This is a genomic window from Bradyrhizobium sp. ISRA430 (genome assembly GCF_029909975.1).
Classification (GTDB): Bacteria; Pseudomonadota; Alphaproteobacteria; order Rhizobiales; family Xanthobacteraceae; genus Bradyrhizobium.
The window spans coordinates 4345191-4369327 of record NZ_CP094516.1 but is presented as its reverse complement, the minus strand read 5'-3'; the positions used below and the strand labels follow the sequence as shown (position 1 = coordinate 4369327).

The 24137-nt window shown below is 58.0% G+C and carries 16 protein-coding genes; 8 read left to right on the top strand and 8 right to left on the bottom strand.

Translation table 11 applies throughout. The annotated features are described in order from the left end of the window. Positions 1 to 506 precede the first annotated feature (506 nt). The 8 genes from MTX21_RS20820 to MTX21_RS20785 form a co-directional block, all read right to left on the bottom strand. The gene (locus MTX21_RS20820; RefSeq protein ID WP_280966576.1) at positions 507 to 680 is read right to left on the bottom strand and encodes a hypothetical protein; all 174 of its coding nucleotides are present in this window, start codon (positions 678 to 680) and stop codon (positions 507 to 509) included. 566 nt (positions 681 to 1246) lie between these two features. Next, positions 1247 to 3154: a hypothetical protein gene (locus tag MTX21_RS20815; RefSeq protein WP_280966575.1), complete on the bottom strand. Its 1908-nt coding sequence runs from the start codon at positions 3152 to 3154 to the stop codon at positions 1247 to 1249. A 584-nt stretch (positions 3155 to 3738) separates the two neighbouring features. Then, positions 3739 to 5079, bottom strand: coding sequence for a hypothetical protein (locus MTX21_RS20810; RefSeq protein ID WP_280966574.1), 1341 nt, complete (start codon positions 5077 to 5079; stop codon positions 3739 to 3741). Positions 5080 to 6156: 1077 nt separating this feature from the next. After that, complete coding sequence (locus MTX21_RS20805; RefSeq protein ID WP_280966573.1) at positions 6157 to 6975, bottom strand: FkbM family methyltransferase; 819 nt, start codon at positions 6973 to 6975, stop codon at positions 6157 to 6159. Then, positions 6953 to 8542 (bottom strand): lipopolysaccharide biosynthesis protein, encoded by a 1590-nt coding sequence (locus MTX21_RS20800; protein ID WP_280966572.1) that lies wholly within the window; start codon positions 8540 to 8542, stop codon positions 6953 to 6955. The genes MTX21_RS20805 and MTX21_RS20800 overlap by 23 nt, the downstream gene beginning before the upstream one ends. 142 nt (positions 8543 to 8684) lie before the next feature. Next, the gene (locus tag MTX21_RS20795; RefSeq protein ID WP_280966571.1) at positions 8685 to 9809 is read right to left on the bottom strand and encodes a glycosyltransferase family 4 protein; all 1125 of its coding nucleotides are present in this window, start codon (positions 9807 to 9809) and stop codon (positions 8685 to 8687) included. Continuing rightward, positions 9806 to 11248, bottom strand: a complete 1443-nt coding sequence (locus MTX21_RS20790) for an O-antigen ligase family protein (RefSeq protein WP_280971307.1) — start codon at positions 11246 to 11248, stop codon at positions 9806 to 9808. The genes MTX21_RS20795 and MTX21_RS20790 overlap by 4 nt, the downstream gene beginning before the upstream one ends. 216 nt (positions 11249 to 11464) lie before the next feature. Next, the gene (locus MTX21_RS20785; protein WP_280966569.1) at positions 11465 to 13273 is read right to left on the bottom strand and encodes a hypothetical protein; all 1809 of its coding nucleotides are present in this window, start codon (positions 13271 to 13273) and stop codon (positions 11465 to 11467) included. Between the two features lie 105 nt (positions 13274 to 13378). Between MTX21_RS20785 and MTX21_RS20780 the strand changes: the two genes are divergently transcribed. From MTX21_RS20780 to asnB, 8 genes are all read left to right on the top strand, one after another. Continuing rightward, entirely contained in the window at positions 13379 to 14650 is a 1272-nt protein-coding gene (locus MTX21_RS20780; protein ID WP_280966568.1) for a glycosyltransferase family 4 protein, read from the top strand. 558 nt (positions 14651 to 15208) lie between these two features. Continuing rightward, positions 15209 to 16696 (top strand): hypothetical protein, encoded by a 1488-nt coding sequence (locus MTX21_RS20775; RefSeq protein WP_280966567.1) that lies wholly within the window; start codon positions 15209 to 15211, stop codon positions 16694 to 16696. Between the two features lie 301 nt (positions 16697 to 16997). Then, a complete protein-coding gene (locus MTX21_RS20770) occupies positions 16998 to 18155 on the top strand; it encodes a Gfo/Idh/MocA family oxidoreductase (RefSeq protein WP_280966566.1) in 1158 nt (385 codons plus the stop codon). Further along, the gene (locus tag MTX21_RS20765; RefSeq protein WP_280966565.1) at positions 18142 to 18801 is read left to right on the top strand and encodes a sugar transferase; all 660 of its coding nucleotides are present in this window, start codon (positions 18142 to 18144) and stop codon (positions 18799 to 18801) included. The genes MTX21_RS20770 and MTX21_RS20765 overlap by 14 nt, the downstream gene beginning before the upstream one ends. Before the next feature lie 42 nt (positions 18802 to 18843). After that, positions 18844 to 20025 (top strand): DegT/DnrJ/EryC1/StrS family aminotransferase, encoded by a 1182-nt coding sequence (locus tag MTX21_RS20760; protein WP_280966564.1) that lies wholly within the window; start codon positions 18844 to 18846, stop codon positions 20023 to 20025. After that, positions 20022 to 20771, top strand: a complete 750-nt coding sequence (locus MTX21_RS20755) for a hypothetical protein (protein WP_280966563.1) — start codon at positions 20022 to 20024, stop codon at positions 20769 to 20771. Before MTX21_RS20760 ends, MTX21_RS20755 begins: the two co-directional genes overlap by 4 nt. A gap of 372 nt (positions 20772 to 21143) precedes the next feature. Continuing rightward, positions 21144 to 21965 (top strand): glycosyltransferase, encoded by an 822-nt coding sequence (locus MTX21_RS20750; protein WP_280966562.1) that lies wholly within the window; start codon positions 21144 to 21146, stop codon positions 21963 to 21965. Positions 21966 to 22054: 89 nt separating this feature from the next. Then, positions 22055 to 24049: an asparagine synthase (glutamine-hydrolyzing) gene (gene asnB, locus MTX21_RS20745; RefSeq protein ID WP_280966561.1), complete on the top strand. Its 1995-nt coding sequence runs from the start codon at positions 22055 to 22057 to the stop codon at positions 24047 to 24049. Positions 24050 to 24137 lie beyond the last annotated feature (88 nt).

The window sequence follows — 24137 nt, the reverse complement described above, 5'->3', positions numbered from 1 at the left end:
TTACAACTGAGATTCGGGCCTGATAGCGGCCGATGCATGGCGCCATTCGTTCGAGCCGAAGCTACCCGCCATGTGCGTTCTGATAATTCGCGAGTGTTGCCGCCACGCAATTTTCAGAACCGCATGGTTGTGACAATATCGATGTCAGCCGGTCGGGAATTCGACCAGCGAAAGACTGGCTAGGCTCGGCACACGTTTCGGCGGGGGCAGTGTGCCGAGCCGTCGACCGTGAGAGCTCCGCTCCATCGCAGGGGAGGCTGCGGTTCTCCACCTTAATCCGCAAAGCCGCTCGCGACGCGAGTCCCACATCGCGCTGTAGCGAGCGACGTTGCGAGTGGTCACCGATGATTCATCGGTAAGGTTTGGGTTGCGACACCAACCCGATTCGAGGAACCATCCATGACCGAGGACGCGGTGAACCTGCCTCCAGAGCTTGCGCGAGAAAGGGCGCCTGCCAGCGACGGCTAGTGCTCGGAAGAGTAGTCAGCGTCACATCGTAGGCGCGTTCAGGGCTTCTGGCCCGCTGCCTTCAAGACATTTATTGAGAGTTGACCGTTTGCCGCAGTTTCGAGGATCTTGGAAGCGACGTGCGCTCTGGCGCCGGTCTCATACACGGAAATATTCTCGCATACTTCCTCAAGCACTGCTGTGAATAGCGCAGTCGTTTCGGCGTCGAACATGCGTTCTCCTACAGTTGGACAATGCTATCCTCGCGATGGGTGGCGACGACCTGTGGTCTCTGCCCCTCCACATGCGTAAGACCAATCTGGAGCGATCCATCATGGCCAATCGTTCGGTCTCCCGAAGCGAGCAGCGGCCCCACCAACGCGTATACATATGGTGGGCCGCCTGCTCCTCCGGGCTTGAAGCAGGGGGCTGGACAGCCCGAAGGGCACAAGCATTTTACGCTCGCCTGCAGAGACTGACGATTGCTCGAAAGAGGCGCTCCCTTGGAGCGTCTGCAGATTGACGCTAGCACCACCGCTGCCGTGGCGGACATCGCGTGCCGCGCTCGCCGAAACAAGCCGATGGCGCACAGACCGCGCGATCATGCCGCTGCGATCGGCTATGGGGCGAACATTTTTCGCTTGCGCATCCACCAGGGAAGGCGGAATGGCCAAGAACAGCGCAGCCAAAGCTGCGACCATAAGCGGGCACCATCACACGAGCCTATTCATCGGCCAACTTATAGACCCACGACGCACTCGCGACGCCATACATCGGGCCCGCGCTCTTCCGGCTTGCGCTATCGATGCAGCGCGTCGGACCGCTCCTGCGCTTCCTTGACTCCACCGGCCAGAGCTCTGGCATAGAGATCAAGCGCCATATTTGCGTCGCCGCGCGTCCCAGATGTTCCCCATTTGGAAAGAATGAGTGGGTCATAGGTTTCCGCGAGCGTGAAGTTTGCCTGGGCACTGCCCATTTCGGCGGCGCGCTGAAGCACAATTCGCGCTGAGCCGATGTCGCCACGACCAAGCAGCACGTGCGCGTGCGCAAGCAGCCTCGCGATTTTCGCGGCATCCTCGGCCGTAGGCTGGGCGTCGACGCGTGTGTTGGCGACGGCTGGCTGCTCTGCTCCCATCGGCTTTGCTGCTTCCGCCTCGTATTGCGTGCTGAGCTGATCGACGCCGACAATCGAAGGCGCTGACGCATTGCTTCGTGCCGACGCCAGATCGCGCTCCAGCAGGGATTTGGGCAACTCCGCTGCGCCTGCGTCCGCCGTCTTCATCAGCTGGCTTGCTTCGGCTTCCGCCTTGGTCGCGAGCGCGGTATGCATCTCGACATCACGCCGCGCTGCTGCGAGATTCTGCTCTAACCCGCTCGCGCGGTCGTGTTCCTGTTGCAGCGATTTGCGCAAATCCGCCGTGCCACTTTCTGCAGCCTGATCGCTTGCCTGACGCGCTTGAGCCTCGTAGGCGTATATCTTTGTTTGCGCCGTCGAGAGCTCCTGTGTCAGCGCCTCCGACTTATCGTGCTCCTGCTGGAGCGATTGCTTCAGCTCCGCGGAGCTTTTTTCCGCCGCCTGTTTGAACGTCGCGGCTTCCTGGCCCGCCTTGGTCGCGAGCGCAGTCTGCGTCTCGACATCGCGCTGCGCTGCCGCGAGGTCCTGCTCCAACCCGCTCGCGCGGTCGTGTTCCTGCTGCAGCGATTTGCGCAAATCCGCTGTGCCGCTTTCTGCGGCCTGATCGCTGGCCTGACGCGCTTGAGCCTCGTAGGCATATATCTTTGTTCGCGCTGTCGAGAGCTCCTGTGTCAGCGCCTCCGACTTGTCGTGCTCCTGCTGGAGCGATTGCCTCAGCTCCGCGGAGCTTTTTTCCGCCGCTTGTTTGAACGTCGCGGCTTCCTCGCCCGCCTTAGTCGCGAGCGCGGTCTGCGTCTCGACATCGCGCCGCGCTGCCGCGAGGTCCTGCTCCAGTCGGCTTGCGCGGTCGTGTTCGTGCCGCAGCGATTTGCGCAAATCCGCGCCTGCATCTGCCGTCTTCTTCAGTTGGCTTGCTTCGGCCCCCGCCTTAGCCGCGAGCGCGGTCTGCGTCGCGATATCACGCCGTGCCGCCGCGAGGTCCTGCTCCAGTCGGCTTGCGCGGTCGCGTTCGTGCCGCAGCGATTTGCGCAAATCCGCGCGTGCGTCCACTGTCTTCTTCAGTTGGCTTGCTTCGGCCCCCGCCTTGACTGCGAGCGCGGTCTGCGTCTCGACATCGCGCCGCGCTGCCGCAAGATCCTGCTCTAACCGGCTCGCGCGGTCGTGTTCCTGCTGCAGCGATTTGCGCAAATCCGCGCCTGCGTCCGCCATCTTCTTCAGTTCGTCTGCGTCAGCACCCGCTTTGGCCGCCAGCGAGGTCTGCGTCGCGACATCGCTCCGCGCCACTGCAAGATCGTGCTCCAGCCGGCTCGCGCGGTCGCGTTCCCGCTGCAAGGAGTTTTGCAACTCCGCCAAGCCTGCGTTCTCCTGCTGTTTTGCTGGGCTGACCTCGTCAACGGTCCTCGTGGCCGTGGCCGTCTGCGGTTCGACGTTGCGGCCCATCGCCGCTAGATCCCGCTCCACCGGCGCCGCCTGATCGTGCAACATCGACTTGCGCAATGCGGACGCGCCGCCGTCCACCTCCTGGTTCGCCCGCGTGGTCCGGTCCGGCCCCTCCTGAAGGGACATGGCCACCAAAAGACTCCACGTCGCCGCGAGGACGGCTGCGGCGAGCCACAGCCTGGTTCCGAACACAACCCCGTTCCCCTGCTGCCACATGGCTATATATGGCCCGTCTTGATAGGTCGCGAAACCTTGCCGGCTACAAACCCTAATCCTCGCAGGACGGCCTCGGCCAACTCTTTGGGGTTAGCCGCCGGCGATAAAGAAGGCGCCGGTGAGCGGTTAGCTGGTCGTGGCAACAACGCCTGGTAGCACAACGCTCAGATCGGTGCGTATTCGCAGATCGCGATCGGCGCGGAGATGCCCTTGACCCGCTGGGAGCGGGTGGCGCGGACGCGGGCACATCCGCAAATCTACCTGAGATAACACCGGACGTTATTGTCGCCTAGGCGGCGCTGGCGATCGCCTGCGCCGAACCGACCCAATCTTCGAGAATGCCTAGAGCCTTGTCATCGGAGCGGCGCCGGCGCTTCATCAGTCGCGCACCAGCTAGCACTCGCCATTCTGCCGCCTGATGGGCAAGCAGTCCTTTGCTCGTGCATGCGCGAATGGGACATCATTTGGCTCGCCAGAATAGGCGCCAGATGCTCAGTCACCTAACGTGAAGACCAAAAAAAGGGGAATTTCCAAACAGCTTGTCTCCTGTCAATTGCGCCAAGCTCTTGGTCGAAATTAACAGTATGGATGCCATCCGCCAGTGCGGCATTTCCTGGCCATCTGGCGATCTCTCTTTCTTTGAATCGGTCTGTGGTAAGCTCTTCGATTTCTAACCACACGAGAGCAGACCCGTAACCGCTCTCGCAATCCTGTGCAGGTCGCAGGAGCCGGTCGCCATATATGACAAACTGACCTGCCGGACGAGACGATCGACAATCTGATTTTACGGGATTTAGTTCGTGCGCTCGCCAAGGCCCTTCTAAATGTTCGCTGTAAAAAATTCCAAGCTCGTCTTGCGACGAACCATCTCTGTGTGCAATCGCAGCAAATATCCACCACCTCTCTTGGTGCCGCAATAGCGTCGCATCGTACACATCAACGTCTCGGATAAGAACTTGGTGAAGAACCCAATCGAATGGAAACGATCGAGCTCGGTAGAGCTCCACTGTGCGATTACCCCCCGTCTCAGGTAGCATGTAAATGACTTCATCGTGCCGAAAGACGAAAGGATAGGATAGGTGATAGGGACGCACTAACGTTGGTTGAGGAGTGGTCTGCTTATGTCCGGTCGATACCGGCATGCAAGAAATGATACCCTTACCGGTTTGATAGTTAAACTCCTCGACAAACAGCCACTTCTGGCCCTCACTGCTGAACACGAACGGATCAGCGTAGTAGCGCCGCCGATCGTCAAGCACCGTTATAAACTTATGCAGAGGGATCCCGTTTGGGATTTCCCACTTATCGGACCACAAGAGTCCAACAGACCAATGCTCGCGCCGTTTCAGCCCTCCTAAGACAAAATCCAGGGCTTTCGCCAAGAAAAACCGAAACGCAAAGCGCAGGACCAGCACTTTGGAAAAGGTTTGGTCGGCACTCGCTGGTCTGGATGGTACGGCGGGCTGTGTGCCTTTCGACAAATGATAAATCGCTCGTTCCGTAAGTGCCAGAAGGCGCGCAAAGCAGAGCTGAAGCCCTCGAGTTAATTCCGCTCGATTTTCTATCGCCAAATAGGAAGCGACTGTTGGCTCGACCTTCCGCGCCAGACAGATCGACAGGTACGGACTCTTACGATTAAGCAAAGAAACAAACAGACTGATACTATCAGCGGACTCATCAAAGCGAGGCTCGAGAATTGGAGTTGACGCGGCCAGTATTGGCGCTTCGGACAGATTTATGATGAGTGAGTACGCACTATTTGCAATGTCCGGCCACGGTTTTCCTAAGATGCTTGTCATCTTGACGAGGTCAAGTTCTTCAAGGTGGGCCTCGACGCGCATCCATAATCTCAGGGAGGGCGGATAGCTTGGAGCGTGTGGGCTCGTATAAACATCCACCTCAAAACTGGCTTGAAGTATCGAAATAAGCCTACGATGCCAGATCCACGCTCGATTTTGGGGCACGACAACAGCCACATGTGGCCGCCCATCTGAGGACATTCGGCTCTCCGTCACCCGGCTCCCCACAATTATACGCTCGTAAGTTCCACAAAGGACAGCTCATATTGACTTGCCTATCCGTCCCGCGCGATCTCAATTTGAGAGTGGACCTGTCGATTTCTGGCCTCGTCATCAAGCATTCTGGGAATAGCGCCCATTGCCCGCGGTCTGTCCGCTCAGCGAAGCGCCGCATCAGTTCTCCCAGAATTTGAGGAAAATCATCACAGCGGCCCCCAGTTTTCCCACAGGTCCATCTCCCGCCGTCCGAACAATGCCGGGACACCCTGGTGTTCCGCAACGCAACGGTCTCGGCGTCCCGGGGGGAGGCGGTTGGCAGCAAGCGTCAGAACCGCACACGAATTCGCCGCCTCCGCCCGGTCGTTTTCTGCCATAGTTCCCCGAGGCTGGGTCACAATATCCAGTCCGGTCCCTAGCGAATCTCCCGGCCCTAGCTCGGCAACCGTATCGGGAATGGTACGCATGCCGTTGGCCCAGAGCAGCGTCACGTGCTTCAGCCACACCTCATGGCAAACGCCTCATAGCAATACGCAGTGGCATTTCTCCCCGATCCCTATCTTCCGCCATTTGGACGCAACCTTGTATTCGACCGTTAATATACGTTGCGGCGCCTATAATGAAACGGGCCAAGCGCATGAGGAACGGCCCTCCATCGGCTAAGCACCATCCTGATAGGTCGGTGGGCTGGTGAACACTGCGCTATGCCTCTTTGTCCTTCATCTTCATCACCATGGAAGTTTGCTTGGGCGCCCTAACACGAGCGCGCAACCGTGCAGCAACTCTTGTTCGATATTCGGAACCATTAGGCTGTAGCGGGACTGGGATCGCTCGACCGCCGCCAGTAAGTGGGTGTAGTGTTTTTTGAAATTTCAAAGCCGCTTGGGCCGACAATTTGCTAGGTTAATTTAGGGAAGATGTTGCGATCACGTTCCAGACTTCAGTTTGACCCGGCCGCATGAGAGGTTCTGACAGAGGAGGCGATGTTCCCGTTTCGGAGACCAGAAATCGGAAGGGCCTGAGCGAGGCCAAGAGCCGAAGACATTCGACCGGATCGCGGCCGATTCGCTTCGAGACCATCGGGTGAGCCTCGAATGCTATGACACAGCGTCTTGCAGCGACGATCGTGTCCTTCGCTCCCTGGAGCGCCTCAAGCTCACCACCCTCAATGTCAATTTTAACGGCGATATCGCCACGGATATTCAGGGCATCGATTTTGGTAACGGAGATCGGCCCATCTCCCGGCTGCAAGAAACGAGCGTGATCATGTGGATCATAAAATGGTCTTTCTAAGTATCCTCGGCCAACAAAATTACTGACCGCCTTTCCGATTACCTCAGACGCGAGCGGCAGCCGAGAGAGATTGTCTCTGAGAATATCGGTGACATCGGCATTCGGTTCGAACGCAATGATCCGGGCTATTTTGGAATTGAGGGAGACAAGCGTAGAAAACGTGCCGATATCCGCCCCGCAATCAATGAGCGTTGCTTTTTCAAGTGGTGCGATCGCTTGCCGGAATGCTTCGATAAACCGCCTTTCGTAATCAAATACATCTTTCCTATCCCAGGTGAGCTTATGAAGCGGCACGCTGAATCTGACGCCTCCAAGGTCATATTGCGTAGTCCGACGCAACAATCCGAATACGGCTAATTGCCTCATTAGAAAGCTGCCGCCGCGAATATTGTGACGCTGCATGCTTCTAGCGAGTTGAAAGAGGATCATGCTTCCTCCGTTGGTCCCGCTCAGGAAGGAAAGATAGGAGCGACCGATGCATGTTCGTGAGCGCAAGCCCAAGCAGCACGGCAATCACAAAGACCAAAGACTTCACGAAGAGACGCAGAAAGACGGATGCGTCCAGTCCGGAGCAGAGGACGTGGACGACGAGCACACCGACTGCGACCACAACGATGACTCTCCAAGTCTGATCGAGCCGTATCATTTGAGCGATGCTGGTTTGCAGTGCTTTGGCGACCTTGTTCAAGGCCCAGCACTCCAAAAGAACAAGGCTTGTGGTGCTTCCTGCTACCGCGCCGCCAAGTCCGAAAAACTGGAGACCAAGAATACTCAAAGCAATCGATGCCACAAGAGATATTGCGCCGATCATTGCAGCCTGCCCGCCGAATCTAAATACCTGAAGCAAATGGCCCGCCGCGAAGACGGTTGCCACCTGTCCCAAGAGATAAATCCGCATGAGCGGCACCGCCCCCAGATACTCGCGCGTATATATAACTTCCACGAGCTCGTCCGCGGTCGAGATCAGCAATCCGAGGACTGGGGGCAGCATAAGTCCCAGCACGAGGTATCCTTTCTGTATCAGCGCGCAGGCGTCATCAAGCTTGCCTTCGCCTAGCAAGGAACTGATATTGGGCAGAAGAGCATTATTCAGAGGCTGGCGGATCAATCCTCCGACGAGCAGAACCATCGACGCAATCGAGATAAGTGCAAAGGCCGTGTTCGAAAAATTCGCCGCCACGATCCATTGGTCGGCCTGTACGCGCAAAGCGAAAAGCCCTTGCGCGACAGCAAACGGCAACGAATAATTCAATTGCAAGCGTGCGAGCCCCCCGTCGAATCCGAGTCCCGTTTCCTGCGCAGCAAACAGGGCGTAGCCGAGCGCTATTCCGACCTTCACCATAGCCACGCCGCACATGGCCACCAGAACCCAGCCCACATCGCCGGACGCGACTGCCAAACCAGACAATGCGGCCAGCCTGAGTGTCGCAAGGACGACCGTTGCGCAGGCCTGCCACTCCGCTCTTCCATCCGCGTTCGGCAGCACGTCGAGAATCGACGCCAATATCCAGGTGCCGGCGAAAATCTGCACAAGCGGCGAGTGGCGCTGCAAGCCCGCGATCGAGCCAGGCAAGACGGGCATCAGCACCAGAAGCAAGAGGATCGCGAGACCGCCGAGCGCGAACAGGCTTACGAATGTATTTCCCACCAGCTTGGGCCGGGTTCCGGGAGCAGCGCGCGGCAGGAAATAAAACAGGGACTGCGGCAGAAAAAGGGGAAACAGGATCAACCCTGTCGTGGCGACCAACCACATCAGGCGGTAGTCTCCAAACTCCTGCTTGGTCAGGTAGCGGACCAGGATGACCGGCAGCGCCATTTGCAGAGCATACTCGAGCAGCCCTGCACCGGCCAGAAAACCTGCCTTGCGGCGAATCCCTGACGTCATGCCACGCGCCTCCCCTCTGTGCGCCTCGTCCAGCAGGCTTTCGTGCTTCCTGCGCATCGGGCATAAGGAAATGAGGCCATGGACGCGCTGACGCGCATTACGCGCATGCATGCCATCTCTCCTGCATACATCGCCCTCGATCAGGAGTCTAATCGCGCGCAAGCGTTGCCGGTTGCGAACGCAGCCGACACAACAGATGCGTCATCGGCTCGCTCGCGTCGCCGCTACGCCACGCCGGTTCGCTCGACGCGCGTCATTTCTTCCTTCGGCAAACCGCTTCCTCGATTGCAGCGACATAGGGCTTCAGCACCACGTGATCGCCGTGCATCCGGTCCATATAGCTCCTGCATCGCTCGGACGCCTTTCGCCATTCTGTTTCATCGGCAATCAAGTAGTCGGCAATGTAAGCCATCTCATCGATGGATTGGGGCGAGGCACCAAGGCCTTCGCGCTTGATAAGTCCATCAGGATCAAAAAATGATATTACCGGAATGCCGCGACGCCAGGACTGAAGAAAGGAATTGGGAAAACCCTCCGTGTCCGAGGTATTGACGAAAATTTTGGCGCGGTCATAGAGGTCACCTACGTCGTGATAAGGTACGCGACCGCAAAACGTCAGGTTCGGCAGTCTCTTCGCAGCAGACTCGATCTTAATGTACAGATCAGAGAAACCCGGTTGTGGACCGCCAACCATGTGTATATGACGAGAGGGCATGCGACGCGCCAACTCGATCGCGAGCTCGGGTCGCTTGAGGCCATGCAGGTTGCTGACCCAAAGAATTTCCAAGTCGCGCTGATCACGATCCAGCTGCCGATCCGGCGGATCCACCAGCATGTCAGCGACCACGCTCGTCAATCCGTAATTTTCCAAGAGCGCGCGTTGCTGGCCGGCGTGTTGGCAAAGGACGCTATCAGCCCTCCTTAATCCGTATTCGTAGAGTTTCTTGTCCCGTGCGTAGCGTATCAGCACCTTCTCCGGATCGGTATCTACGTCGGATGCCAGTCGGTGGACGAGACCGCGTCCATGCCGACGACAAAACATCGCGACCAAGCCGACACGCATCCCGGCACAACTCGTATAGTAGACGTCGGCATCGGCCCGCATCAACGCCGCCCAAGTTGCGGTCCAACGGGGATAAACAAAACGAAGTACCGGAAGACCCGCATCCGCGCGATATGCCTTGTAGGTGGTGACGCAGTGCCAGGAGGCCGCGTCGGACTGACCGTAATCCCCAACGACCATGGAAACCTGGTATCCACGAGCGGCGAGTGCTTTCGCGAGTAGCGTCTGTTGGACCTCCTCCCCGCCAATACCATGGTGATTGTATTCGGGGGCAAGGACCGGGAGGTTTTCAAGACCGACGAAACATACCTTCATGGATGCGTTCTTTCAGTCGAACAGGTTGACTGGGCTTGGCCGAGGGCGAGCCCGTAACACAACCAAAGAGCCGCCTGCGGGTAGGTCGGTACAAATCGGTCATCCGTTAATCCCTGGACGGCGAGGCATATCAGGCAAACGGCGCCTCCTTCGAAAACCCCACGCCATAGGGGATCGGCATGGTTCTTCGCGAGGCACCTGAACATGGCCCAAGCCGACCAGAAGAAAGCTGCGACGACTGGGACACCCACCATCCCCAGATCAAGAAGAACGCCGAGATAGGCGCTATGGGGGTGTCCGACCGGCAGCATGGTTCCGCGGAGATTGGGAGTGGCCCACGGGGTCGAACTGAGGCCATGCCCGAGAATCGGCGCTTCCCAGAACGTTGGCAATAGTGGGCGCCAGATTGTGTCGAGGCGACCGGCCGTGATTGCTTGAGTATCCTCCGTGGCGAACCCCGTCGTCGCCCGTTCGACGAATGCGTCGGGCAATATCAAGGCGACACCGACGATGATCGACAGCGCAAGAACAAACTGGCCTGCGCGGCGCCGGCTGAACAGATAATAGCCAACGATGATGGCAAGGCCGAAAAAAGCGCCTCGAGAAAAGGTCAGGGCCGCTGTCGTGGCGGCGGCAACGGCGCATGCAAAGAGCGTCAGGCGCGGCAGTGGTTGGACGGTGGCGGCCGCCGTGTAAAGCAGGGTCGCAAACCCCAAATTCGCCATGAGGCCGACCTCATTGGCGTGCATTCCGGTCCAATTGAGAAAACCGCGTTCTCGTGCGGATGCGAGAATGTGCAGGCTTATACCGTTGACGACGAGGTAACCGACTATGAGCCCGAAGAAGGCAACGTAGGCAAGTGCGAGCGCCCAGATCAGAGGTCGCCCATTTCCATTTCGCGAGACCACGGCCGCCAGCCAAGCCACGACAACGATAATCATCGGCTTCGCGAAACCATCCAGCAGGTATCTATTCAACGTTAAAGGCTCTTCGCCTGGAGGTGTGATTCCGCGCTCTGCCGAACCGGAGCCCCGGTAGGCAGCAAAAGCAATCAGTGCGATATAAACCAGCAGTGCCAGCGGCAGACGGGGAAACCGAACGGCCACTTGGCTTAAGAGCGCAGCCAAGCCTAACGACAACAACGTGAGTACGAGCAGGCAGTTTTCCGAATTAAGTCCCGTGACCCCGAATATCTGACGCGGAACCATGTAGGTTGACGCGAAGGGCAACAGTAACACCAACAGCCAGACGCCATTCCGGTAGTTGGCGAGAACCACCGCCGCGGCAATCGGCAACGAATAAAGAACAAGGGGAATCGCTCCCCCGACCATTGCCGTCAATCCGCCTGCGATCGCAGCAAATATTCCGAGGAGAATTAAGAATAACGTATCGGCTCGCAACGGCGCGAGGGAGCTGGAATTCGAGCGGGAGCCATTCATCTATCGATGGCCGTGTTCGTCGAATGATCTTTTGCGTGCCGTCATCGTCCGCGACGTGACAGCGCGCGAGATTCGCCGTCTCATTCTTCGATCATATGCCGCGCCGTTTGACGTCTGATACTGTGCGAGCTCTGCGAATTGGGAGTAATCCTTTTGAGTTCTCCGACACGTATCGGGTCAGGCGTCGGAGTCCGCTACAAAGCGATCTACTCCCGGCTACTTGCGAAAACGAAACAGGTCGCGGAGCCCGTAATTGTCACGAAGTTCGGACAGATACCGCCGAACCGCCACCCCAAGTCGGTATGAGACCGATTCTGAATCCGGGAAAGCATCCGGCTCTTCGTGATGAACCCAGCGTATATCCGCCATCCCGCCGGGCGGGATATCGACGATCAATCGAAGACATCCATCCACGTATTCGTACGCGACGACGTCTTGGTTGACTGTAACACCTTTCAAAGAAACGACCTGCGGTGCTTGCTTCACGACCCAGATCCGTTGCGTCATCGCCTTCATGTTTTCGATGCGAAGTTGTTCAGCAAACATCTTTACTATGATCGTTCCGCCGTCGCGTCGAATGCTGTAGCTGCGGCAAACGGCGTCGCCGAGAGTCCGCCAACGGAGTTTCCACCGCAAGGACGCAAGCTGTCGGAGGAAGTCCGTCAGTTCGCTGCCGTGGTTCCGGAAAAGATCGTGATGTCCGACGACGAAGCACGGCTTGCCCAGGAGTCCATCAAATGCGAAGTTTTCAATGCCATGGTCAATGTATCGCCGGGTAAAAATCGAGAAGCCCCCATACCGGACGATGGCGACACTCCACAGGTCTGCAAGTGTCGTTTCGTTCGACGCGTCATCGGCTGGCGCGACTTCTGTGTTCACTGCCGCGACGAAGCCATTTCGCTTTAGAGCCGACACTGCCTCGGGCGAGAATGCCCCTTGCGGGAAAACCATCACGTTTTCATAATTGAGTGCGGTCTTGTTGAGAAGGGATTGCATCCGACACCTGGCGGTCTTCAGCTTTCTGTCGAGTAGGTCGGCTGAACGGGCTGCAAATTCACCACGGGTGTGATCGCAGCCGTGCACGCAGACCGACAGTTTTCCGCTATTTTGCCGAAATGCGGCAACGGTACCGCGATTTGTTCGTTGCCAATTCCATGGAATGAAGGCGATGGTGGTCGCGAACGTCTGCTTGTCGGCCAACTGCAATAGTTCGCCAAAATCGAGAAAGCCGTACCGTGGCCACAGAGGCGGATCGTCGATGATCAGGCATGCGTTTGCTTCGGAGGTGGTCCAGCAGACGTCGCGGAACGACCATTTCAGATACATCACGACCGGCACCGCACCGGCGAAGCGCTTCTTCACATCAAAATAGGTCGCAGCGCGTTCGCGAATGTCCACCATCACCAGTGACGCATCGGCAAAAAAGCGCACGCCCGAATAAGAAAATCCGGCGAACAGGTGTCCCTCGGGCGCCACGACGATGCTCTGCAATTCGCCACGATGCCGAATGACAAGCGCCGCATCCGCGGCGCCGGGCTCCAATTGGATCCGCTGGGCCGACATTGGGCCGCACATGTCTGGAAAAGCACCAGTGACGGACACGGTTATCGGCCAAGCGTCGATGCCGCGGATGTCTGCCTCTGGGTCTCCCGTGATCTTGCGCAGCAGAGCCCTGCAGGGATCCGCAGCTCGAAATCCGTAGACGAACACCGAAGCGGCTGCCACCAACCAAGCCGGAAACATTCCGGCCTTGCAGGGCTGCAGGGCTTCGGCGAGATAGGGCGCGGAAGTCAGGATGGAGTACTGCGGATGACTTGCGGTCAGCGAGGCTATATTGGCCTCGTTCGCTTCGCTAACGGTCAGCGCCGTCCATGGAATTCCAAAAAAATCGAGGATTTCCGCTAGGTTGCAATCGTCGGGCGATGGAGTGTCGCTGCGGAGCAGGAGCGCGATCGAAGAGCCCGTGTCCATGGCGTCGACGTTCCCTCTTGATGTTGTCGCATCATCCTTCGCCGGCAGGGCCACCGTGCATCCTGCGGATCGTCCGCGACCTCGAGATTGTGCTCCTCCTCTAGGAGTCCTATACGAAAGGTCGCCACGCTTCAACTGACGGACGTAGGCGCAATGGTTATGTCGGACAACATATCTGCGTTAGGTGATGCAGCGGGCGCGGTCCTTATAATCGTCGAAAACCTGCCGGTGCCGGCCGATCGCCGGGTCTGGCAGGAGGCCACAGCGCTGCACCAGGCTGGTTACACCGTTTCGGTCATTTGTCCGAAAGGGAAGGGATATGACAAGGCATACGAGCAGATGGACGGTGTGCATATCTACCGCCATCGACGGGGTGTGGAAGGCTCGGGCGCCGTAACTTATCTTCTCGAATATGCTGTCGCTCTTTTTTGGGAAGTCGTTCTCTCGTTGAAGGTGGCGCGCCGGCATGGATTCGATATCCTTCATGCGTGCAATCCGCCGGACTTGATCTTTTTGATCGCGATTTTCTACAAGTTCTTCTTCGGCAAGAAATTTCTGTTTGACCAGCATGATCCCGCCCCCGAACTCTATTTGGTCAAGTTCGGCCGCCAGGATTTCTTTTATCGTCTCCTGTTGCTGCTTGAAAGCTGGACGTTTCGATCGGCCGACGGGAGCCTCGCGACAAACCCTACGCTGAAGCAGCAAGCCGTGGAGCGAGGCGGGATGCCGCCAGACAGGGTTTGGATCGTCAGAAGCGTCCCCGATCTTGGGCGCTTCAGGCAGGTCAAGCCCGATCTGTCGGTCAGGCGGTCATTTCGATATCTCGTCGGCTATGTGGGAATGATTGCCGAGCAGGACGGTGTAGACCTGCTGGTCCAGGCGATGGAGTACATCGTCAAGCGCCAGCATCGAACGGATATCGCCTGTCTGATCATCGGCGACGGGCCGGCAGCATGCCGGCTCAGGAGGCTCACAGGTGAACTTGGAATCGCCGACAATGTCGAATTTGCCGGTTACATTTCAGGCGATGCGCTTCCTGCCATGCTGACTGCTTGCGATATCGGCATCGTTCCGGATCCGCCCAATGCCTGCAACGTGTTGATGTCGATGATCAAGGTTTTTGAATACATGGCCATTGGGCTGCCGTTCGTACTGTTCGACTTGGCACAGGCGAGGCGTGATGCAGGCGACGCCGCCCTGGTGGTAGCGAAGCTGACGCCGCAGGCGCTCGGCGACGGAATCGTGGCGCTGCTTGAGGACGAGGCCGGGCGCGAGCGTATGCAGATCTACGGCAGGGAGCGTGCCTACGGCGAATTTCAATGGGAGCTCGAAAAGCGTTCCCTCCTCGCCGCCTATGAGACGTTGGCGCCGAGGCGCGCACGTGCGCATGCGAGGAAGGCAGGGACACCCGCCGATGCGGATGCTCCCTGAGAGCGGAAGCAATCAGCGTCCATGCGGTGGAGCGGGTGAACTGCTGTGACCGATCGCGAGGTCGCCGAGAGTATACCAAGGTCCAGCCTCTTGATCGCAAGCGTAATGTCCGGATATTGGCTCTCGTGCGGCGAGACCGATCTGCACTGGGTGCGCGTCGGGGTCAGACCTCGCGTGGCAATCGTTGTGACGTCCGCGCGCAGGCGGAAAGAAAGCGTTTCATTGAAATTGCGGTTTCAAGGCCTCCAGCGAAGAGTGAGGCTCATTGTCATAGTTTGACATAACGTTAAGCGTTGAGGGATTGGGCGGGTAACTGCCAGCCGACGCGATTTTATCTGCCCTGTCGGATGTGTCTTTGTCTACGCGTTTGGGCGATGCCTCTTTTGGTCTACTTCTTTCGATTCTTGTCCGCGTGTTTTAATGCGATCGTAAATCGCATTGCTCTGCGCTAACCTCACGAAGACGCTCCACGCGTGGACGACTCGAGGCGCAGCAGACTGCGTTCTCGAGCGAACAGAGCGGACGGGTGCCGGGCCTGTTGAGAAAACGGAGCTTTAGGTGGAGCTGCTGCTTGCTGCCAAGGTTCTAATTGCCGCACTGCGGCGCCGCAAAGTCGTGGCGCTTGCCGTCTTCCTGACAGTCCTCGCCGCGTCTCTTTTCGCTTATCAGCTTGTCGGGCGGCGTTACAACGCCGAGGCCCTGCTCCTGGTTGGCAATGGTGTCAAGGACTCGGAATCTCGCAGTGTCGTCGACTCCCGCAGCATCGTCGATCCTACCGGTATCAATTCGCTCGCCCGACTTGCCGAGACAGACGACGTTGTGCGCGAAGCGGCGAACAAGGTAGGTCTTCAGCGCCTTTTTCCTGACCTCGACCGGATGCACTCGAACGACGGCACCCTGATAGCTGAGCTAGGTGTCAAGCGCTGGTTTTCCGCTGATCAGATTTCGACCTTACGCGAAACGGCAGCTAAGCTGGGTCTTGAGCGCTTGCTTCCAGCTCATGAGAACCGCCGCAAGGACGACATCCTGATTTCGATGCTGCGGCGCTCCATGTCCGCACAAGCAGAGGGCAAAACCGACCTTCTGAAGATCTCATTTCCTCACCGCGATCCGGTGATCGCGGCCGAGTTCGTCAATGCGCTTGCTGACGCATTGGTCGCCAAGCAGGTGGAGCTTCTCAACGTGCCGGGTGCCTTTCAGTTTTTTGTCGTGCAGAGGAAACAATTGCAGGAAGAGGTACAGAAAGCGGCCTCCAGGCTTGAGAACTTTTCGGCTGCAGTCTCGATCTATTCCATCCATGATCAGCGCACTCTCCTTCTCAACCGTGCCGATCAACTTAACCAATCCCTTAGTTCAACGCAGGGCTCCATCGTGGAGCTACAAGGTCGGAAGGAAGCATTGACCGAGCAGTTGCTGAGGCTGAAGCCGGTCACGCAATCCCAATACGTCTCCGGGATTGTGAGCAGCTTGGGAGCAACTAACGTCGAAAGGGCTGAAAGTGACGCCAAGACGAGCCGGACGGAGCGATCTCTCACCGAGGCTCCACCGCTCCTTCTCATTCGCGTCTATCAGGACACAATGGATACTCTTTTCAAGGTTAACGCGGATCTTGCCGGGGCAAAGAATCGCGAGACACACTTTGGCACGGAGCTCCAGCGTGTAAACAATGAACTTTCCACTCTCTCGTCGAGAGAGGCGGAATACAATCGGCTGAGCCGGGACCTGGCGCTAGCGGTGGCCGCTGCCGAGAGTTATGCGAAGCGAACCACGGAAGAGCGGATCAACACGAGTCTCGCCAACGCACGCGTATCGGGTCTGCGAATTGCGCAATTAGCCCGCCCGCCAGACTCTCCGGCCTTTCCCCAACTGATCATTTTCCTGGCGCTGGGCCTGGTGGGCGGGGCCGTTTTGGCATCGGCTGCGGCTCTTTTGCCAGAAGCGTTGGCTAGCGTTCGAACATACGATGCCGTATCGCCCGGGTCCGCGGAAGCAGCGACAGACGTGCCGTCGCGAATCGAAAACCGCGCGAAACCCCACGTCGTTTAACCTCCCTGCGCCAGGCGTCGCACAAGCGCTATCGTCGGTTCGACCCGCTTCGTCGACATAGTTTGCGGGGAGGACCGTCCTGCAATCGACGAGGTCAGGAACGCCAAACTATTCCCAAATGCCCTAGAAGAACGTTTATTGGCTTGGCAATCAGCGCCAAGAACTTAGCGTTTGCGACGCGGTGATTCCGCGCCGCTAACTTTAGGGTTATCCCTCAATAGTGCGCTCCACTGGGCTGGCGAGAAGGGCGGTTGTACTAGTGTTGTAGTAAGTTCGAAGAGCGCGACCTATGGAGGGGAGCATGTCTCGTTCGATAGTACTGCGCTCCAAACTTGTCCCTCCTTTACTCGATACTCCGAACCAAACCCAGGACGCGGCAGTTCAAACCGCGAAAGACGGCCCGTCGCTCGCCCTCATCGGTTGCGGCTATTGGGGCGCGAAACACATCCGTGTCAGCTGCGATATACGCGACGCAAGGATGTCGATGGCCGTTGATCCCAGTCCTGACAGATTGGAATATGTCCGTTCACAATATCCTTCTGTCGCTGTTTCGCGCGATATCGGCGCGATACTGAATAACCCTTCTATAGACGGGGTCATTGTCGCCACTCCCGTGGAGACGCACTTTGAGTTGGCGCGGGCGGTGCTCCAGGCCGGAAAGCACGCGCTCGTCGAGAAGCCGTTATCTATGACGAGCGCGCAATGCCGCGAGTTGAATGCGATCGCTCAAGAGCGCAAGCGTGTGCTGATGGTCGGGCACACGTTCGAGTACCACCCGGCGGTGGGTTTCATACGTCAGATGGTCCAGAGCGGCTCTCTCGGCGAGCTTTACTACATTGATTCGCGACGCCTGAATCTCGGTCTCTACCGGCAAGACGCCAATGTCCTTTGGGACTTGGCGCCGCACGACCTCTCAATCATCTTCTGCCTGCTGGAGGAGGTGCCGCGAACAATCGGCGCCTGGGGTTGCGCGCACGTTCTGCCCGACGTTGAGGATGTTGTTTACGCCAAGATGGGCTTCAAGAGCGGGCCGACCGCCCATGTGCATGTTTCCTGGTTGGACCCGGTCAAAGTGCGCCAAATCACGATCGTCGGAAGCGATGCGATGCTGGTGTTCGACGACGTGCAGCCGTCCGAGAAAGTGCGCGTTTATCAGAAGCGATTCAGGCCGCGGATCGACGGCGACTCGTACGCCGACTTCCAGTCCGCCTACCATCATGGCGACGTTCATATCCCTGCGATATCCAACAGCGAACCGCTGAAACTCGAGGTACTCGACTTCGTCAACGCGATCATGACCGGGGGACGGCCGCGCGCGGACGGAGCGCATGGGCTGCGCGTTGTCGAAGCGCTCGAAGCGGCATCGATGTGTCTACGGCTCAACCACAAAGGCAAGGATCAACGGATGTTTCGGCGTCGGAACATACCGGTGAGGGGGGCCGACATTGCGGTCGCATGAAGCAAAGCGACGAAGGGCGATCCCGCAGGAGTTCGGCAAGCGGGCGCTCGACGTCGTGATCAGCGTTCTCGCGATCGTGGTGCTGGCCCCCCTCTTCCCGGTGGTGTGGATAGCAATCCGTCTCGACAGTCCTGGACCCGCGGTCTTTCGCCAACGCCGGATTGGGCGAGACGAGAAGCCGTTCAACTGCTTTAAATTCCGGACGCTTTGCCACAAGGCCGACGAAAACGTCCATCGCGAGGCGATCCGGCGGGCTTGGGCGAAGGAATCCATCTCGAACGACCCCGGCGCCCCATACAAGCTGACAGACGATCCTCGCGTGACGCGCGTGGGGCGGTGGCTGCGGAGAACCAGCCTCGACGAACTGCCTCAACTCCTTAACGTATTGACGGGCGAAATGAGCATCGTCGGTCCGCGGCCGGCGATTCCTTATGAACTCGAATACTTCCGGGGCTGGCACCATAAACGCCACATTGTGAAGCCCGGCATCACTGGAGTTTGCCAAGTGCGCGGCCGGGGTCGCCTCTGCCCCGAGGTAATGCTCGAGATGGATGTCGAGTACGCGATGAACTGGACCCTATGGACCGACCTGAAGCTGATTGCGCTGACGTTTCCCGCGGTGCTGCGGGGGCGCGGTGCCCGATGAGAGCCCCGAGTGACAGATACGGATTCTCGTGAGGTTCGACAAATGCACATTCCGTTCGTCGATCTTAAAGCGCAATATGCGGCGCTGAAAGACGAGGTGGCCGAAGCAATTCGGGGCATTATCGACTCCGCGCAGTTCATAGGCGGTGAGGCGCTTGCCTCGTTCGAAAGAGATTTCGCCGCGTATTGCCGGGTGCGCTATGCGCGCGGTGTGGCGAGCGGCACGGACGCGCTTCATTTGGCGCTACGGGCCTTGGGTGTTGGTCATGGCGACGAGGTGATTACAACCGCCCACACCTTCATCGCCACCGCCGCGGCCATCGTGGCGTCGGGAGCGCGGCCCGTGTTCGTCGATATCGATCCGGATACCTACACGATCGATCCCAGAATGATCGAGCGCGGCCTAACGGGTCGTACAAGAGCGATCGTCCCAGTTCACCTCTTCGGCCAGCCGGCTGATATGGGTCCAATCAAGGACATCGCACGGCGGCGCGGCCTGTATGTAGTAGAGGACGCGGCCCAAGCGCACGGGGCGGAATATCAGGGGGGCCGAACCGGGGCGCTCGGCGATGTTGCTTGTTTCTCGTTTTATCCGGCGAAGAATCTCGGGGCCTATGGCGACGGCGGAGCGGTCACCACCAACAGTGCCGCGATCGTCGAGCGGATCGAACGACTGCGTGACCACGGTCGAACCAGCCATTACAGCCACGCCGAGATCGGGTTCAACAGCCGGCTCGACGCTCTCCAGGCGGCAATCCTGCAGGTCAAGCTCCGGCGCCTGGATGAATGGAACGCCAATCGGCGGCGCGCTGCAGAGTGGTACACCGCGGAGTTGGCGCAGTCGGGGATCAAGACGCCATTCGTTCGAAAGGGATCGATGCACGTCTATCATTTGTATGTGATCGCCACGAACGAGCGGGACGCAATGCGGAACAAGCTCCACGAGGCTGGCGTGACGACCGGGATCCATTATCCGGTGCCGCTCCACCTACAGCCTGCTTTTGCTCATCTCGGCTACAAGCAAGGCGACTTGCCGTACTGCGAAGCGATGGCCGCTCAATCATTGTCCCTGCCCATGTTCCCCGAGCTCACACGCGACCAGGTGCTTGGTATCGCCGCAATTGCGCGCGCTGCGGCCGAGCAGGACGGTCACGAGAAATTGGGGCGGACGTTAACGCATTCGCCCGCCGCGTTGCGCGCAGAGGCCGCGAAGGAGCTTCGATGACTCGAATCAGTGCTTGGGCGGTGGTCGAGACCGGGGCGATCGGAGAGGCCGTGGCGATCGCCGAGTTCGCCGTGGTGCGGTCTAACGTTACGATTGGCAACCGGGTGGTCATTCACCCGCATGTCGTGATTGAGAGCGGCGCAAGGGTCGGGGACAACGTCGAAATCTTTCCGGGAGCCTACATCGGCAAGGCAACCAAGGGGGCCGGCGCGTTGACGCGCCCGCCGCATTTCGAGGAGTGGGTCGATATCGGTGCCGATTGTTCTATCGGACCGCACGCGGTAATTTTCTACGACGTCTCGGTCGGCGCGGGGACCCTGATTGGTGACGGCGCCTCGATCCGTGAACAATCGCGGATCGGCTCCAAGGCCGTCATCGGACGTTACGTCACGGTCAATTACAACACGCAGATCGGCGATCGCGTCCGGGTGCAGGATCACACCTGGCTGGCGGGCAATATGACGATCGAAGACGACGTGTTCATTTCGGGGTGCGTCGGCACTTCGAACGACAATGCGATCGGCCGCAACGGCTACGACGGTTCGCCCATGCTCGGGCCCCACATCGCGCGCGGCGCCGCGATCGGGTTGGGAGCCAACCTACTGCCAGGCGTCAGAATCGGCGTTGGCGCCGTCGTCGGCGCCGGTGCGGTGGTGACGAAGGACGTGCCCGACGGCTCGCTCGTGATGGGCGTCCCGGCGGAGATCCGACGACGGCTCAAGGCGACTACCGGCGCAGACCAGTGACCGATGGCAGTTCCTGCCAACACCAATCGTGAGGATCCTCTGGGACTGCGCTCATAACGGTCGGGTGATGGAATGCTGAATTCGTCAAGTTCCGCGATCAGGATACTGCATATAACCGACACCTTGGCCTCCGGAGGGAAGGAACGACAATTGGTCGAATTGCTGCGCGGGCTCAGCAAAACGGAAGGATTCATCAGCGAAGTAGTCGTTCTTTCAGACGTCATACACTACGATGAGGTGAGATCGCTGGGAGTAAAAATACACATCTTCAGCAGAAACCGACGGTGGGATTTCAGTGTTCTCCAAAAGTTGTATCGCCTGGCGAGGCAATACCGACCGCATATAATATATTCGTGGGAGTCGATGTGCTCGATGTATGCCTCACCAATTGCGTTGATATCTGGATCGGCTTTGATCAACGGGATGATACGAAACGCGCCGCTCTTTATGAATTTGAAAGATCGCGGGTACCGACGATTACTTCTGACAGCTCCATTTTCAACTGTGATATTGGCAAATTCATTAGCGGGACTTAGAGCTTTTCGAGTTGATGCCAAAAAAGGTCTCTGTATACGAAACGGTTTCAATCTTGATCGAATAAATGATCTTCCTGACGTCGATGACGTCAAGCATTCGTTGGATATAAGAACCAAACACGTAGTTGGTATGGTCGGAAGATTCCATCGAGAGAGAGACTATCGTACGTTTTTCAAAGCGGCAAAATTGCTGTGCAGTGAGCGGAAGGACATTACGTTTGTCGCTGTGGGCGAAGGACCGGATCTGGAAAGCTTCAGGATGCGTTTGAAGAGCGACGGTCAGTCGAATATACGCATTCTGGGAGTCAGCAAACGGGTCGAAGAAATCGTAAAAACGTTTTCCGTCGGAGTATTGGTTTCAACGAACGGAGAGGGAATCTCTAATGTAATTATGGAGTACATGGCGCTTGAAAAGCCGGTCATAGCCACAGACGCGGCGGGCAATCGCGAAATTGTCAAGGACGGAGAGAACGGATTCCTGATTCCATTCGGAGATGAAAACACGCTGGCGCTGCGGATAAGGGAAATTGTCGACCGCCCTGACATTGGAAGCGCATTCGGTCGTGCAGGACGGGCGCTCGTGGAGCAGCAGTTCGGGATTGAGCAAATGGTGCAGAAGCACGTTGAGCTGTTTCGGCGATTGGCAAGCGCGGAATAGCGCGCCTTCTTTCGAAGTTTGGCTGCAAGCTGGGGCCTCAGCTTGATCGAACGATCATATTTGGAGACTGCTGAAAGGGATTGATCGCTATGTGCGGGATTGCAGGTTTGATTGACCCTAGTCTCGCTGCGCGGCCGGAGGCCTTGCAACGTTCGGCGCGCGACATGGCGAATGCGATTGCGCATCGCGGACCAGACGGTGAGGGGGTGTGGATTGATGCCGCGGTTGGCGTCGCGATTTCGCACCGCCGCCTTGCCATCATTGACCTAAGTGAGGCCGGAGCGCAGCCCATGATGTCGGCAGATGGACGGTGGGTCGTAAGTTACAACGGCGAAATATATAATACGGAGGAAATTCGTCGGGAGCCGAACGTTGCCTGGGTGAAATGGCGCGGTCATTCGGACACAGAGGTTCTGGTCGAGTCCGTTGCAAGTAAAGGAATAATGGCAGCGATAAAATCGCTCAACGGCATGTACGCGATGGCCCTTTGGGATCGCCGAGAGCGGGTGCTGCATCTCGCACGCGATCGAATTGGAATTAAGCCTCTGTTTTTTACCCGCCATGGAGGAAAGATCGCATTTGGGTCGGAGATAAAGGCCCTGCTGGGACTGGGATTTGTGCCAAGGGAGATCGATGCGGCAGCTGTAAGCAGTTATCTCAAATTTGGTTATGTTCCGGCACCGGGTGCGATATTGCGCGGTATCGAGAAGGTGATGCCGGGTGAGATCGTATCGATTGGCGTCAATGGGCATATTTCCCGGACCCGGTATTGGCGCTTGGAAGATGCAGTGGCACAAGGCGTCGAAGCGCCGCTGGAAGTTGGTGACCAAGAGGCAATAGAAACGTTTTCCTCGTTGCTCGCCGATGCAGTCGGCAGGCAAATGATTTCCGATGTGCCGCTTGGCGCGTTTTTGTCAGGAGGCATCGACTCCTCTTCAATTGCGGCGCTAATGATGGCAGCCGGGAAGGGGCCGGTCCGTACGTTTTCGATTGGATTTCCCGACCTGGGGTTTGATGAATCGGCATACGCCGCCCGCGTTGCTCGTCACATAGGGAGTGTACATTCGGAACTGGTCATTACCGCTGCTGATGCGCTTGCGACGGTACCTCTGGTCCCTGAAATGTATGACGAGCCATTGGCGGATTCTTCGCAAATACCAACTTTTCTGGTGTCGAAGCTGACGCGAAGTCACGTCACCGTAGCATTGTCCGGCGACGGCGGCGATGAGCTGTTTGCCGGATACGACAGGTACAAAATTCTGACGCGGTTCGCGCGATACGCTGGCCCGATGCCTATTCGGTTTCGGGTGGCCGCCGGTGCCATCTTGGGCGCTTTGCCTCCCGCCATCTTAAATCGTTTATCGCACCTCTTTCGTGGCAGTATGATTCCGCAACGACTTGGAGACAAGGTGCGAACTCTATCTCGCGTGCTGTCGTTGGATCCGGATGGGGTTTACACTCGGCTTGTCAGCCTGGTTCCGGATGTTGGGCTTCACATGGCTGATCGGGAAAATTCCCCCGGGTTGAGGTGCGCGCCACCAGGACTTGGCGTTTTGGACCGCGCTCGCTTTCTCGACACAGTTACCTACCTTCCGGACGATATACTGCAGAAGGTCGATCGGGCGTCAATGGCAGTAGCCTTGGAGGCGCGTCCGCCACTCCTGGACCATAGGATAGTCGAATTTGCGTGGCGCCTTCCTCCACGATTTTTGGTGCGGAACGGAGAGACGAAGTGGCTGCTGCGGCGGGTCCTCGACCGTTTTGTTCCTCGCCATTTGGTCGAACGGCCGAAAATGGGATTCAGTGTCCCTATAGGCGAATGGCTTAGAGTGCCGTTACGAGATTGGGCCGAGGACCTGCTTGCGCCTGCCAGATACGGCGGTGGGATCCTCGACGTAAAACCGGCGCAAGAGATTTGGCGGAGGCATATCTCGGAGGAGAAGGATTATGGATACCAGTTATGGACCCTACTTTCATTCGAGGCATGGCGAAGACAATGGGCCGAGCAAATGCACCGGCGGCCGGCGCAGGCCAGTAATGCGATGGCAATTCCTGCCGGGCGCTTAGGGATCGTCGGATCGTGAGAATCCTCTGTCACCGACATGTATCCGAGTCCCGCAGAGACCGGGCTCCGGAGCCTTAGCGGATAGTCAAGTATTTCGTCTTTACAAG

What these genes read in the sequence shown, in the direction of transcription:
- MTX21_RS20780 (WP_280966568.1), top strand. Translation starts at nt 13,379, where the DNA reads ATGTCGGACAACATATCTGCGTTAGGTGATGCAGCGGGCGCGGTCCTT.
- MTX21_RS20810 (WP_280966574.1), bottom strand. Translation starts at nt 5,079, where the DNA reads ATGCGCGTCGAGGCCCACCTTGAAGAACTTGACCTCGTCAAGATGACA.
- MTX21_RS20770 (WP_280966566.1), top strand. Translation starts at nt 16,998, where the DNA reads ATGTCTCGTTCGATAGTACTGCGCTCCAAACTTGTCCCTCCTTTACTC.
- MTX21_RS20795 (WP_280966571.1), bottom strand. Translation starts at nt 9,809, where the DNA reads ATGAAGGTATGTTTCGTCGGTCTTGAAAACCTCCCGGTCCTTGCCCCC.
- MTX21_RS20805 (WP_280966573.1), bottom strand. Translation starts at nt 6,975, where the DNA reads ATGATCCTCTTTCAACTCGCTAGAAGCATGCAGCGTCACAATATTCGC.
- MTX21_RS20820 (WP_280966576.1), bottom strand. Translation starts at nt 680, where the DNA reads ATGTTCGACGCCGAAACGACTGCGCTATTCACAGCAGTGCTTGAGGAA.
- MTX21_RS20790 (WP_280971307.1), bottom strand. Translation starts at nt 11,248, where the DNA reads ATGAATGGCTCCCGCTCGAATTCCAGCTCCCTCGCGCCGTTGCGAGCC.
- MTX21_RS20755 (WP_280966563.1), top strand. Translation starts at nt 20,022, where the DNA reads ATGACTCGAATCAGTGCTTGGGCGGTGGTCGAGACCGGGGCGATCGGA.
- MTX21_RS20800 (WP_280966572.1), bottom strand. Translation starts at nt 8,542, where the DNA reads ATGCATGCGCGTAATGCGCGTCAGCGCGTCCATGGCCTCATTTCCTTA.
- MTX21_RS20750 (WP_280966562.1), top strand. Translation starts at nt 21,144, where the DNA reads ATGTATGCCTCACCAATTGCGTTGATATCTGGATCGGCTTTGATCAAC.
- asnB (WP_280966561.1), top strand. Translation starts at nt 22,055, where the DNA reads ATGTGCGGGATTGCAGGTTTGATTGACCCTAGTCTCGCTGCGCGGCCG.
- MTX21_RS20760 (WP_280966564.1), top strand. Translation starts at nt 18,844, where the DNA reads ATGCACATTCCGTTCGTCGATCTTAAAGCGCAATATGCGGCGCTGAAA.